Source organism: Rhodobacteraceae bacterium Araon29, from assembly GCA_039640505.1.
Classification (GTDB): domain Bacteria; phylum Pseudomonadota; class Alphaproteobacteria; order Rhodobacterales; family Rhodobacteraceae; genus CABZJG01.
This window is the reverse complement of record CP046865.1, coordinates 1,529,766-1,543,174: the sequence shown is the minus strand read 5'-3', so window position 1 is coordinate 1,543,174 and position 13,409 is coordinate 1,529,766. Positions and strand designations below refer to the sequence as shown.

General features: G+C 50.8%; 13 protein-coding genes. 7 read left to right on the top strand and 6 right to left on the bottom strand.

Features of this window, described 5'->3' with window-relative positions; all coding sequences use genetic code 11:
• Positions 1-273 precede the first annotated feature (273 nt).
• The 4 genes from recG to GN278_07235 all read right to left on the bottom strand — a co-directional run bounded on the left by recG (position 274) and on the right by GN278_07235 (position 5,656).
• The gene (gene recG / locus GN278_07250; GenBank protein ID XAT60626.1) at positions 274-2,364 is read right to left on the bottom strand and encodes an ATP-dependent DNA helicase RecG; all 2,091 of its coding nucleotides are present in this window, start codon (positions 2,362-2,364) and stop codon (positions 274-276) included.
• Positions 2,361-4,487, bottom strand: a complete 2,127-nt coding sequence (gene ligA, locus GN278_07245; GenBank protein ID XAT60625.1) for an NAD-dependent DNA ligase LigA — start codon at positions 4,485-4,487, stop codon at positions 2,361-2,363. Before ligA ends, recG begins: the two co-directional genes overlap by 4 nt.
• Before the next feature lie 84 nt (positions 4,488-4,571).
• Positions 4,572-5,288, bottom strand: a complete 717-nt coding sequence (locus GN278_07240) for a response regulator (GenBank protein ID XAT60624.1) — start codon at positions 5,286-5,288, stop codon at positions 4,572-4,574.
• An 89-nt stretch (positions 5,289-5,377) separates the two neighbouring features.
• Positions 5,378-5,656 (bottom strand): DUF1153 domain-containing protein, encoded by a 279-nt coding sequence (locus GN278_07235; protein XAT60623.1) that lies wholly within the window; start codon positions 5,654-5,656, stop codon positions 5,378-5,380.
• 128 nt (positions 5,657-5,784) lie between these two features.
• Here GN278_07235 and mnmA point away from each other — a divergent pair, with 128 nt between their 5' ends.
• The 6 genes from mnmA to GN278_07205 all read left to right on the top strand — a co-directional run bounded on the left by mnmA (position 5,785) and on the right by GN278_07205 (position 11,053).
• The gene (gene mnmA / locus GN278_07230) at positions 5,785-6,948 is read left to right on the top strand and encodes a tRNA 2-thiouridine(34) synthase MnmA (protein ID XAT60622.1); all 1,164 of its coding nucleotides are present in this window, start codon (positions 5,785-5,787) and stop codon (positions 6,946-6,948) included.
• A gap of 348 nt (positions 6,949-7,296) precedes the next feature.
• Positions 7,297-7,536: a (2Fe-2S)-binding protein gene (locus GN278_07225; GenBank protein ID XAT60621.1), complete on the top strand. Its 240-nt coding sequence runs from the start codon at positions 7,297-7,299 to the stop codon at positions 7,534-7,536.
• Positions 7,537-7,766: 230 nt separating this feature from the next.
• Complete coding sequence (gene bfr / locus GN278_07220) at positions 7,767-8,255, top strand: bacterioferritin (GenBank protein ID XAT60620.1); 489 nt, start codon at positions 7,767-7,769, stop codon at positions 8,253-8,255.
• A 258-nt stretch (positions 8,256-8,513) separates the two neighbouring features.
• Entirely contained in the window at positions 8,514-8,810 is a 297-nt protein-coding gene (locus GN278_07215; protein ID XAT60619.1) for a hypothetical protein, read from the top strand.
• A complete protein-coding gene (locus GN278_07210) occupies positions 8,801-9,631 on the top strand; it encodes a hypothetical protein (protein XAT60618.1) in 831 nt (276 codons plus the stop codon). Before GN278_07215 ends, GN278_07210 begins: the two co-directional genes overlap by 10 nt.
• Positions 9,632-10,768: 1,137 nt before the next feature.
• Complete coding sequence (locus GN278_07205; GenBank protein XAT60617.1) at positions 10,769-11,053, top strand: hypothetical protein; 285 nt, start codon at positions 10,769-10,771, stop codon at positions 11,051-11,053.
• Between the two features lie 62 nt (positions 11,054-11,115).
• Here GN278_07205 and GN278_07200 read toward each other — a convergent pair whose 3' ends face one another.
• Positions 11,116-11,841, bottom strand: a complete 726-nt coding sequence (locus GN278_07200) for a glutathione S-transferase (GenBank protein XAT60616.1) — start codon at positions 11,839-11,841, stop codon at positions 11,116-11,118.
• A 236-nt stretch (positions 11,842-12,077) separates the two neighbouring features.
• On the opposite strand from GN278_07200, the gene GN278_07195 reads away from it, so the two are divergent.
• Positions 12,078-12,383 (top strand): hypothetical protein, encoded by a 306-nt coding sequence (locus GN278_07195; GenBank protein XAT60615.1) that lies wholly within the window; start codon positions 12,078-12,080, stop codon positions 12,381-12,383.
• A gap of 79 nt (positions 12,384-12,462) precedes the next feature.
• Here GN278_07195 and GN278_07190 read toward each other — a convergent pair whose 3' ends face one another.
• Entirely contained in the window at positions 12,463-13,362 is a 900-nt protein-coding gene (locus tag GN278_07190; GenBank protein XAT60614.1) for an EamA family transporter, read from the bottom strand.
• Between the last annotated feature and the right edge of the window lie 47 nt (positions 13,363-13,409).

Sequence of the window (13,409 nt, the reverse complement as noted above, 5' to 3'; positions counted from 1 at the left end):
GACAGGCGCCTTGGGGAAACGCCCTGCGCGCCGCGCGGTGGCAGAGGGTGGTTAAAAAAGGCCTGGCAAATGTAAACCGCCAAGCAAAATCACCAACAGCGATACCGCCCCAAGACTGTCTTGCAAAATGGTTCTGCGTGACGACACTACAGCGGTTTTCAAAATGGTGATCATTGGACAACTCCGTCATTTGTTGCCTTTTTGTTCTCATATCTTTAAGGATTTGTAAAGAACAATTTTAGAACATTTGTGAACTTTTTGAATAACTTTGTGCTAACCCACTGAAATTAAATGAATTGCTTTATCCTGTTCCATTAACCAAAGCAGTGTCCTCGCCGCCTGTCCACGCGGTGATGTCAGCTCGGGATCAGTGGTCAGCAGCGCGCGGGCATCACTTTGGGCGGTGGCCATCAACCCGCTCATACTGTCCAAATCGGCCACCCGAAACTGCGGCAGACCCGATTGCGCCGTGCCGATTAAATCCCCTGCGCCGCGCATGGCCAGATCGGTTTCCGCGATGCGAAACCCGTCTTCGGTTTCGCGCAGCGTGCTCAGCCGCCTTTGGCCGCTTTCACTTAAGGGTGGCTGATACATCAGCAGACAGGTCGATTGCCCTGCCCCGCGCCCTACGCGGCCGCGCAGCTGGTGCAGTTGCGCCAATCCAAAATGTTCGGCCCGCTCAATCACCATAATGGTGGCATTGGGCACATCAACGCCCACTTCGATCACGGTGGTCGCCACCAGTGCCCGCGTTTGCCCGCTTTGAAAACGTTGCATGGCGGCGTCTTTGTCCTGCGCCGGCATTTGCCCATGGACAAGCCCCACCTGATCCTCGCCCAGCACCGCGCGCAGCCGTTGAAAGCGATCCTCGGCCGAGGTGAAATCCAAAACCTCGCTTTGCTCGACCAAAGGACACACCCAATAGGCTTGGCGGCCCTCGGCGATCGCGCGGCGAAGATGATCAACCACTTCGTCGATCCGCTCGGTAGAGATCAGCGCTGTTGTCACCGGCGACCGTCCCGGCGGCTTTTCATCCAGAACCGAGATATCCAAATCGCCGTAATGGGCCAGCGCGAGCGATCGCGGGATCGGCGTGGCCGTCATCACCAAAACATCCGCCGACTGTCCCTTGCGGCCCAGCTCAAGCCGTTGGCGCACGCCAAAGCGGTGCTGTTCGTCAATCACTGCCAGCCGCAGGTCACAAAAATTCACATCTGCCTGAAACACCGCATGGGTGCCCACCAGGATATCAATCTCACCCGCAGCTAAGGCCGCCAGTTTGGTTTGCCGTTCCCGGCCTTTGTCGCGCCCAGTGAGCAAATCGACCACCACCCCCGCGCTTGCGCCCAAGGGTTTGAGCCCCTGCAGATGCTGACGCGCCAAAATTTCGGTCGGGGCCATCATCACCCCCTGCCCGCCGGCCTCAACCGCCGTTAGCAGCGCCATAAAGGCGACCAAAGTTTTGCCTGCGCCCACATCGCCCTGCAGCAGCCGGTTCATTTTGGCTGGCGCGGCCATATCAGCGGTAATTTCCGCGGTTGTGCGGGTTTGCGCGCCTGTTGGGGTATACGGCAGCGCCGCCAGCACCTTTTGATGCAGCGCGCCGGTGCCGCAGGTGCTGCGCCCTGCGGCTTTTTTAACCCGCGCCCGCGCCAAAGCCAGGGTCAGTTGGTGCGCCATTAACTCATCATAGGCCAACCGCTCGCGCGCCGGATGATCGGCGCGTAAATCGGATGCGGTTTGCGGCTGATGCGCGGCGCTCACGGCCGCCTGCCAATCGGGCCATCCCTGCCGCTGTTTTTGCGCCGGATCAATCCACTCGGGCAAATCCGGCGCAAGCTTGAGCGCTGCGCGGGTGGCTTTGGTCATGGTTTTCTGCGTGACACCTGCTGTGAGCGGATAAACCGGTTCATAATGGGCAAGTTCTTCGGCCTGATGCGGCAAAAGAATATGGTCAGGATGCACCATCTGCGCCAGACCATCAAAAAGCTCAACCTTGCCCGACACCAGCCGCCGCGCGCCGCTGGGCAGTTGTTTTTGCAAATACTCTGCACGGGCATGAAAAAACACCAGCTGAAAGGCGCTTTCGGCATCCTCTACCATTATGCGGTAGGCCCCGCTGCGCGTCCGCGGCGGCTGATGCGCGCCCACCAGCACCTCAACCGTGAGCGTTTGCGGCAGTTCGGCCCCTTTGAGCGAGGCCACCAACCGCCGGTCAATGCCGGCGTAGGGCAGCGTAAAAATAACATCGCGGGGGCGCGCAATGGACAGCCCCGCCATATTCTGCGCCACTTTCGGGCCCACCCCTGCCAGCGAGGTCAGCTCGGCAAAGAGCGGGAAAAGAGCTTCGGGGCGGCTGCTCATAATCCCTCAATCAGCGCCAGCCAAGCGGCTTCGTCAATCGTTTCTATTCCCAGATCAGTGGCTTTTTTCGCCTTTGATCCGGCCCCGGGCCCTGCGATGAGTAAATCGGTTTTTGCCGACACCGAGCCGGCCACTTTGGCGCCAAGGGTTTCAGCGCGGGCTTTGGCTTCAGCGCGGCTCATTTGCTCCAACGTACCGGTAAAGACCAACGTTTTGCCGGCTACAGGGCTGCCATCGGTTTGCGGCTTTGGGGCATCCTGCACCGTCAAATGCGAGGCCAGCCGGTCGATGGCCCGGCGCTCTGGTCCCGGGGCAAAAGCGCTAATCAAGGATCGGGCCATAACCTCACCTACCCCGTCAATAGCGCGCAAATTATCCCATTCAAGCCCCTCGCCCGCTGCCGCCTGATCCAGCGCGGAAACCAAAGCCGCCCAATCGCCATAATGTGCGGCGATCAAATTGCCGCCCGCTTCGCCAAGGTGGCGAATTCCCAGCGCAAAAAGCAGTCGCCCAAGCCCAATGTTGCGCCGTTCATTTATGGCGGAAAACAAGTTGGACGCGCTTTTACCGCCCCAGCCATCGCGGTTTTTCAGCGGCGCCAATGACACCGCATCGCGCGCCTCAAGAGTGAAAATATCTGCCGGTTCACGCACCGGCAAAAGATCATCAGAAAAGAACATCTCGATCTGTTTTGCGCCAAGCCCTTCGATGTCAAAGGCTTTACGGGCGACAAAATGCTTCAGCCGTTCGACCCCCTGCGCCGGACAGATCAGCCCACCCGTGCAACGCCGCACCGCATCGCCAGGGTCGCGCACAGCGGGCGAACCGCACTCGGGGCAGTGCTGGGGAAACGTAAAAACAGCACTGCCGTCCAGCCGCTGGGATAGATCAACATCAGCAATTTTCGGAATGACATCCCCGGCGCGGTAAATCTGAACCAAATCGCCGACACGGATATCCTTGCCATCACGGATCTGGCCGCCATTGGCGCCGCGCCCGGCGATGTAGTCTTCGTTGTGCAAAGTTGCATTGGACACCACCACCCCGCCCACGGTGATCGGCGTCAGGCGTGCCACCGGGCTTAGCGCCCCGGTGCGGCCGACCTGAATATCAATCGCTTCAAGTCGGGTCCAAGCCATTTCAGCCGGAAATTTATGCGCGATAGCCCAGCGCGGTGTGGTGGAGCGAAACCCCAAACGTCCCTGCAGCGCCAAATCATCGACTTTGTAAACCACCCCATCAATATCATAATCCAGCTTCTCGCGCGCGGTCATAATCGTTTGATACTGCGCCACAAGATCAGTCACAGACGAGCACAGCTTGGTCAGCGGATTGGTGGAAAACCCAAAACTTTGCAGCCGTGCGATGGCCGCGCTTTGATGGCTGGCAAGCGGCGCTGATAGCTCACCCCAGGCATAGGCAAAAAACCGTAGTGGACGTTCTTTGGTGATTGCCGCGTCAAGCTGGCGCAGCGATCCGGCGGCCGCATTGCGCGGATTAGCAAACAGTTTTGCGCCCTTTTCAGCTTGCCGCGCATTCAAGGCCTGAAAATCACTGTGGCGCATGTAAACTTCGCCGCGCACCTCTAACACATCCGGCGCACCCTCAATAGTCCGGGGAATATCACTGATAGTGCGAGCATTTTCGGTGACATTTTCACCCACTTGGCCATCACCGCGGGTGGCAGCCTGAACCAGCCGGCCGCCTTCATACCGCAGGCTCAGCGACAGACCATCAATTTTCGGCTCGGCCGTATAGGCCAGCTTGGCTTTATCGTCGATGCCAAGATAGCGCAGGATGCGGTCTTCAAAGTCTTGTACATCTTTAACGTCAAAGGCATTTCCAAGTGACAGCATCGGCAAAGCATGAGTGACTTTGCCAAAGCCCTGTGCCGCAGCAGCGCCGATTTGATCACTAGGGCTATCACCGCGCTTTAACCCAGCAAACTGCGCTTCAATAGCCGCATTGCGCTGCTTTAAACGGTCATATTCAGCGTCCGATAGGGATGGATTATCATTTTGATGATAGTCAATATTAGCCTGCTGCAACAGGCTGGCCAATCGGGCCAGTTCAGATCGCGCCTGATCTGGCGTCAACCTAGAGACATCACTTTCATCACTCACGAATTGCGGCCTTTCAAATCATCCATACTATGGTGATAAATCGACCGGCCGCATTGGTCTAGACCCTAAGACGACGAAACCTGATTAAGCGCTGACCGCTAGCCGCGCCTCAGGCTGCTGTTGGGGTTCGGGATCTTTAAGCACATAGCCCCGTCCCCAAACGGTTTGAATATAGTTTTCATTATCTGTTGCTTGAGCAATCTTTTTGCGCAGCTTGCATATGAATACATCAATGATTTTTAGTTCTGGCTCATCCATCCCGCCATAAAGATGATTGAGAAACATCTCTTTGGTCAAGGTAGTGCCTTTGCGCAGCGACAGCAATTCAAGCATTTGATATTCTTTTCCGGTCAGGTGAACGGTCTTGCCCTCAACCTCAACGGTTTTGGCATCCAAATTTACCGCAACTTTTCCGGTCCAGATAATGGATTGCGCATGGCCTTTTGAGCGGCGCACAATGGCATGAATACGCGCCACCAATTCCTCTCTTTGGAACGGTTTGGTCAGATAATCATCGGCGCCAAAGCCAAATCCGCGGATTTTATTTTCTGTATCATCCGATCCCGTTAGAATTAAAATCGGGGTGTCTATGCGCGCCAGCCGCAACTGCCGCAACACGTCATGGCCAGTCATATCCGGCAAATTCAGATCCAATAAAATAATATCATAATCATAGAGCTTTGCCAGATCGATGCCCTCTTCGCCCAAATCAGTTGAATAGACATTTAAATTGGCATGGGTCAGCATCATTTCGATGCTTTTTGCTGTGGTAGGATCATCTTCGACCAATAGAACGCGCATCTTAAACTCCAATTTGTTCAACGATCTCGTTAGAGTGCGGCGAAAAGGTTAATCCCGCGTTACCATTTATTGTAATTTGTCATTTCTCGTTAAGGTTGTCTATATATTTGTGAATATGTCGCCCTAAGGCCCTTTTCCCCATGCTGTGCTGCCAAATCAACCCAAGTAAAAAATTCCTCTTCGCTGATGGCATATGTATCCAATGCCTCATCCAGACTTATCAAACCATAGATAACAGCGCGCACCACGATTAATTTGCGCGATACAACCCAGCGCGCTGTGTCTTTCGGCGGTAGATCTGCACGGCTCAGAATTGTATTATCTGGCAGTTTGACCACACAGGGGCCGTTTTTATCCTTGATCGACATATCTTTGTTCACCAAATCCTAAACCCAGTTTAAACTGTCGACCAACCGGTTAATTCAAGATGAAGCCTGGGCTTGTGATTGCCTAAGATTTTACTATATTTTAGCACAGTTCTTTTGAAAGCAGCGCTATGCCCCTCGACCGATCAAAAAATCTGAATTCTTTGGGCTTTGACAAGCCGCCTAGCGAAACCCGTGTGGTGGTCGCAATGTCGGGCGGTGTGGACAGCTCGGTTGTCGCTGCGCAGCTGGCCGAGCAAGGCTATGATGTGGTGGGCGTGACCTTACAGCTTTATGATCATGGTGCGGCCCTGGCCAAAAAAGGCGCTTGCTGCGCCGGACTTGATATCCACGATGCGCGCCGTGTGGCCAATGACATGGGGTTTCCGCATTATGTTTTGGATTATGAAAATATTTTCCAAGAGGCGGTGATTGATGAATTTGCCGACAGTTATCTGGCCGGCGCCACCCCTGTGCCCTGCATTCGCTGCAACGAGCGGGTGAAGTTCAAAGACCTGCTGCACACGGCGCGTGATTTGGATGCAGACTGCATGGCCACCGGCCATTATATTCAGCGTAAAATTGGCGCGCATGGCGCCGAATTGCACCGCGCCAGCGATGCAGACCGAGATCAGAGCTATTTTCTATTCACCACCACCCAACAACAGCTTGATTTTCTGCGCTTTCCCTTGGGGCATTTGGCATCAAAGCATGACACCCGCGCCCTAGCGCAAAAATACGGGCTCGCGGTGGCCGACAAGCCGGACAGTCAGGATATTTGCTTCGTACCAAATGGCGACTACGCAGCCGTGATTGAAAAGCTGCGCCCCGGGGCTGCCGATGCTGGCGATATTGTCCATGCAGACGGACGGGTGCTGGGAAGTCATAATGGGATTATTCATTACACCATCGGCCAGCGCCGAGGGCTCGGTATCGGCGGTTTAAGCGAGCCGCTTTATGTCACCGCGCTTGATGTGGATAAAAAACAGGTGGTTGTGGGCCCTAAAGAACTGCTGTCCACGCGCCATGTGCCGGTCAGCGGGATCAACTGGCTTGGCGATGCACCGCTCGGCAGCCAGCCTGAATGGCAGGTTGCGGTTAAAGTGCGCTCGACCCGCCCACCGCGTGAGGCGATCCTGCGGCCCTTGGACGGCGGCCGCGCCGAAGTGGAGTTGCTCAATCCCGAAGAGGGCGTTGCCCCCGGTCAGGCCTGCGTGTTTTATCACCCCGATGGCAGCCGCATCTTAGGCGGCGGCTGGATCACCCGGCGGGTGGCGGCGGGCGCGTCTGCTTGATCCTACGGCAATAGCGGCTGACAAATTTTCTTTTTCGGAACTTGAAGGCCTAAGTATATGGCTCTTTCAAATCGGGCCATTTGATTGCACGAGATGTCTTTCAAAGCGGCCTGTTCTATTCAGACAAACGTTTCTTTTGGTGGGTCAAAACCTGCGTTACGGGACTGGCCTATGCCCCGATGTGCTGTCAGAGAGATTTGCAAGCCCCTCATGGCAAACCGGACATAAAGAATAGGTGAAATACACTATTTGTTTTCTCCACCAGACCTATCCTTAGTTTTTTTATCAGAATTGACAACCCGACAGTTTTAGTCAATTATAATCCTTGATTCCGATACGAGTCCTTAAATGATCATTTGCAGCTGTGAAATAATTTCTGATGACGATATCCATTCTGCTGTTGAATGGATGCGCTCTTCCGATCCGGCAGCAATCATCACACCCGGCAAAATCTATCACGCATTGGGCAAAGCGCCCAATTGTGGTGGGTGCATGAAGCTATTTGTTGCGACGATGCGATCGAATAAAAGCCTGAAAGTCCCAGCTGAACTCTGCACTTTAAGGGAGCCACTAGGAGCACAGGCTTAATATTTAAGGTATTTCCAAGCAAAGTTTTCATTGCTTTGCTCCTTTTGTCGTGCAACGCTGAGTATATCTTGGGAAGAACAGCAATTACTGCGAGATGAGCAGGATCATTTTTCCAAGCAAATAGAAATAGTATGGCTGCTATTGCCACTACAGCATCTAACTACTTTTTTTATGATCTTGCCAAACAGTAATAGTCTTGCAGTGCATAAATTTGAATAAGGAGAATTCACATGCAGGGCGATAAAAAAGTTTTAGAGTATTTGAACAAGGCGTTGAAGGTAGAGCTTACCGCCGTAAGCCAATTTTGGCTTCACTACCGGCTGCAAAAAGATTGGGGTTATGGAAAGCTGGCCAAAAAAATGCGCGAAGAAAGCATTGAAGAAATGGAGCATGCCGACAAGCTGATTGACCGGATCATATTTTTGGAAGGGCACCCAAATTTGCAGACCCTTGATCCTTTGCGTATTGGGCAAAATATACGCGAAACACTGACGTGTGATCTTGATGCCGAAATGGAAGCGGTAAGTCTCTATAATGAATCAAGAAAATATTGCTCTGGAGTGGGTGACTATGCGTCGATGCATCTTTTTGAAGAGTTAATTCGAGATGAACAGGGTCATATCGACTTTTTAGAAACCCAGATCGGTCTTTTGGATGAAATTGGCGTACAGAACTACGGATTACTGAATGCAGATTCTGCGGATGCCGCAGAGAGCTAATGACAGACCACTGAATTCGGTTTGATAGGATCTGTAACGCGCCACACGTAAATATTTAATGGTGCCACATTGGAAATCGCGGAGGGCAGGTTTTGCTCATACAAACTTGCTGTCCAATAATGGTAACGACTGTTCCTTGACACGGCGGCATAATTTCGATCAAAACTTGATCTGTTTTTAAACTATTAACTTAAGGCGGTACGCTATTTATCGTGCGTCCCGCTGCATCCGCTATTTTTATTTTCATTTTATGGGTTCATGAACTTACTTTTTTCAAACCGGTCTTATCGGTCTTTATTCTTTGCAACGGGCATTTCTAATCTAGGTGACGGCGTAGCGGCACTGGCAGTCACTTTGGGCAATATTGCCAATAGCGCACTTGCCGTATTTTCACTTGAGATCATAACCTCGGGGTTGCCGGACTCGCGTCTTTGGCACGGCGGTGTTTCTGCCATGCGACCTGATTATGGTTCAAACCAAAGCTGCCCAACCAATTTAGTTCAGTTTTTTCCGAAAGTTGGGGATGACGACATTAGGAGGAAATTATGGGACTAAGTTGTAAACGCTGGGCCTCAGCCTGTGCCTTCTTTGCATTTGGCGTATTGTGCCTGCCATTTATAAGCAGCGCTGAAAGTGCCGATCAAACGGCTGGCACGCAGGAAGATAGAGCTCGCCGTTTTTATCTTCTGTTTGATAACGATATTCCACCCTATTGGCGCAGTCCTGTTAAGGTCGGTTTTCATGATGAAAGTGGCAACAGTTCCAAGGTATTGGAGAAAGCTAAATTATTTGTTGAATTTTATGCGATGGCATCGGCAAGCGAGCTTATTCTAAATGGTACTGATGAGACTTCAACGAGCGATGATTATTCTTTCGGCCTCGTTGTCGCCGATTTTACGCCAAAGGGTGAATTTATGGACCCTGGGTTGCGGCAAAGATTGGAAGGTCTATGGCCAAACACACCATTGTTCGAAGCACTTCACCAACGGGAATCTCGGCTTAGTATTGGCAACGCTAGAGATGGGGATGATTGTCTTATCTTTCCTTCCGGTTCTCACATTAAAGGCAAAAACTCACGTTTTGAAGTAAACTCAGTGGTCATTTTGGCGCACACAAGGTTATCCGAAGACCAGCGATTACTATGCTTTAAAAATAAAACGGCATTGGCATTTGGACTATTCACAGCCTTGTTTGATTATGAAAAAAACCTCGATGAAATCAAATTAAGGGAAACTTACTATAGTTCTTTTCCACTTTTTTTGGAGATATCGGGAACCTGCCGGAAATTTGAATTCGATCATGTATTGGCCTGCATACAGCGGACCATTGAAATTCGATACAGTTGGATGCTCGACTTTCTGAAGGTTAATCATTGAACAAATTATATTAAGGAGAAAGACAATGTCAGATCAAGAAGATAGAAGTGGTACCAGCGTAGGTGCAAGCTGTAGCGCAATTGCTGGCCCTGTTGGGGTTTCAGCAGGAGGCAGTACCGCTATCGAGGTAATGTATCAATTGAAGTTATGAGGCGTAAACAGGTCAATGGCTGCGTTGCTGTAGAAGTCCCAAAACTAAATCCACCCCAAATACTTCAAGCCGCATTACACAATAATTCGCATACAATACCCTGTTTGGCAGAATGCTATAATGAAGATTTTCTTAGTTTCTCTAGATGCTCTTCTTGCATTTTTTTCTGCAACTCCCTGCGGCGGCTATGGTATTCATCTCGAGCGCTGTGAATAACTTTCTTTGCTCGAATAAGCCAAAATAAGCCCAAGAGAGCGCTTAGAACAAAACAAACTCCCACAGCCATCGGAATGGTAATGAAATAGAGGTTTAGTGCCCAACGCACAGGAAAACTAGCAGCAGAAAGAACGCCCCATGACACCATCCAAACCAGTGTCGCCTCATTTTTTTCGTCTCGGTCTGCACGCCTAGCTAAATACGCGGAACTTATAAAGTTATTATGATCCACAAAATCCTCAAAATTTAAATATTTATTACGAGTCAACAACTTAAAGAATATTAAACAGTATTCTCTTCTACACATCAATGATATTTAGACGCCCTAATTGTCGAGTAAGGCGGTGGTCTATGAACTCTTCAAATACTGCCCCCACTTTTGCCTGTAATGGCCGTAGAGTGTGGTCAGAATGCGGTGAGAACGAGCGACCGAAAAGGGATTTACCAGAGCAATATAAGAAAAAGCAAGATTTAAAATGGCATATGTAAAAATTTTCCATTGGACAGCCACCGAATGGAACGACGATACGGAAGCGCAAGCCACAAGTGAATTTGTGTCCATGATTATATCTGTTTCGCTACCGGCACGCTTTTGATGATTTACGGAATTCTACGCTGTAGATTGACGAAAGACGGTAAGTCGATACCAATACCCCATCCACGAAAACACCAGACAGACATTGACGCGAGGTCAATTTAGGTAATTGTTCAAACCCGTGCTTAGCTACACAAGTTCAACCAATGTTTTTTGATTTTTGTAGGAGGTTAAAATGGCATATGTAACAATTTCGCATTGGACAGCCACCGAATGGAACGATGAGATGGAGGCGCAAGCCACAAGCAAATTTGCACCCATGATTATGTCCGTCGGCGCCACCAGCGTTCAAATGATCCGGACCGGCGATCTTGCCATGTGTGTGGTGACCCAGTATCCTGATGAGGCCACAGGGCAATCCGCGCAGCAAAAAATCGCAGATATTCGCGCCCAAGCGGCCAGTGAATTTCCGATGAGCATGGACTCAGCCTATGCAGGGTCTGTGTTTACAGGCGCATGATTGCATAAAATTGCTCCGGCACGGCGTCACAGCGTGCCGGGCGATGATATTAGAAGCAAGGCCTAAGTCGGCGTTAAGCCGGTGGGAACGGGCACTCCGTCAATAACCAACTGCGGTTTTGTGCCCACTCCGGTAAGCTCGGGCCGCTTCGCAAGATAACCCTGGATCGCCGGGAGGCTGCTGATGGCCTCTAGCAGCGCTTGCAAACGTGGAAAATCCTGCAAGATGTCAGCGTGCATCCTCTGCGCCATTGAAATGTGGTGATAGACAGCAAAATCGCAATGAATTGGGTGTGCGCCAGTAAAAAACGGGCCATCACCCTGATCGACAAGCAAACGTTCAAAATCATCGCATTTCGATTTAAGCATTGGCAGCATCGCCTGTTTTTTCTGCTCAAAATCATCGCCGACGGCAAAGTTCATTGTTGGGTTTAGGGGGGCGAACATTTCCTGCGCAGCTTCAAGGATGGCATCGCTGCGTGCCGCCTCAATGGGGTTTGCAAGGGTCATCCCTGCAAGCCCGTTTAAATAGCGCAGGATCGCGCTGCTTTGCGCAATCACATGCTGATCATCCACCACCAAGATCGGCAACTGTTTAAACATAACCGATGATTTGACCTCTGGCCAAGGGGCGTCGAAATACTCCCAAGACATAGCGTAGTCATAGGACAATCCGGCATACTGCATCAAAAGTTGCGGCGCTTCTGCCAGAGCCCGCATTTTAAAATACACAAGTTTTAGGTCAGGCTGCTGTGTCATGTTTTTTCCCGTTTTATCTTTCGTTACCATGAATATAGAGCAATTTCATTGCTCTACCAAGTTTTGAGCGCTTAATAAGCCGAAAGTCCAAATGGTCCACTCTAGGGCGGTTCTACCCAGATATCTGATTTAGCAATTCTGCAACACCCGTTCTAAAAATTTTCAAAATATGTTTTCTATTAATTCAAAAACAGGCAAAACAACATTTAAAGAGCAGCAAACAATCAATGGGTTACAAACGCTAACTCGTCTTTTTGAGGTTTATTATGGTAGAAGTGACAGCAAGCAGTCTCGGCTCATATTTAAAGCAGGCTTATAACAGTAGCCCGGATGACAAAGCGCAAATCGCAGTTGAAAACAAGCGCAGCGAAGGGCCGCGCGATGCCCCCGTCGCAAAGAAAACTTCTGCCGCGTCCGTTAAGGTGGAAATTAGCGCCGCAGCCCGCAAAATGAATGCAGATGCTGCTGCTGATATTGCACAAGAAAATAATCAATTCGATCTTCAAACCTATACTCAGCAGCTCAAAGACCAACAATTAGATCAGGCTTTGGACACCACCATAGACACCTAAGCGCTCAACTCTGCGTTTGGTTCATCTGCAAGCAGTTTGAAGCGATCAAAATACTGTCTTTAGGGTTTTATTGCAATTCTCAGAGTGAGGTTTTTGGCTCTCGATTGACCAAAATTATTGCACCGACTATCAAAACTAGACCGGCAACAAATAATGGCCTGAGGGTTTCATCGAGCGCAATGACCGCCAAAATAGTGGCTGTGATCGGCATCAGCACAATGTACATGGATCCGCGCGATGGCCCCAGTTGGTTGAGGCTCCAAGAAAACAAGCCGAACTGAATGGGCACCCCTAAAGTGCCCAGCAAAAACAACAGGGCCAATTCTAAGTTCGTCAACGCCGGCAGAACACCGAAATCTATCACCGTTGCAGTGATCGGCAGTGGCACTAAAAAACCGGCGCAAATGGCAATATAGGATACGGCCCATGACCCGTATCTTTGAAAATAGCGCTTCGAGAAAACCGTAAAGCTGGCGGCAATCGTCACGGCTATAATCATAATCAAATCGCCCGTTAGCGCATCGGCCCCTGCAGCGCCAAGTGCCAAACCATCATAAACACTTAAACCAACGCCCAAAATGGCCAGACCGCAGCCCAGTACTTTGAACAGGTTGAGCGTTTCAACCTTGAAGGCCACACCAATGCTCAAAGCCATAATGGGCAGCAAAGACATAATCAACGATCCGCGCGCCGCGGTGGTCAGTTCCAAGGATTGATTGAACAAAAAGGGAAATAGGAAATAAAACAAAACCCCAAGCGCGGATATTGCGATGAAATCCCAGGGCGATATTCTGCGAACCGCAGACCAATTCCAGATTAAAAATGGCAGCACGCTTAGGCTGGCCACAAAATAGCGCAGTGTTGCCGCCAGCAACGGGTCAACCGATTGCATTAAAATGCTGGTAAAAATCACCGTCAAGCCGGCAACGGATGCTGCCACGATGGCCGCTGCATGGGCTTTTGCGTTTTTAATGGCCAAGCTATTACCTCATCTAAATTCTTAACGAACCTTATGGGCTACCCACC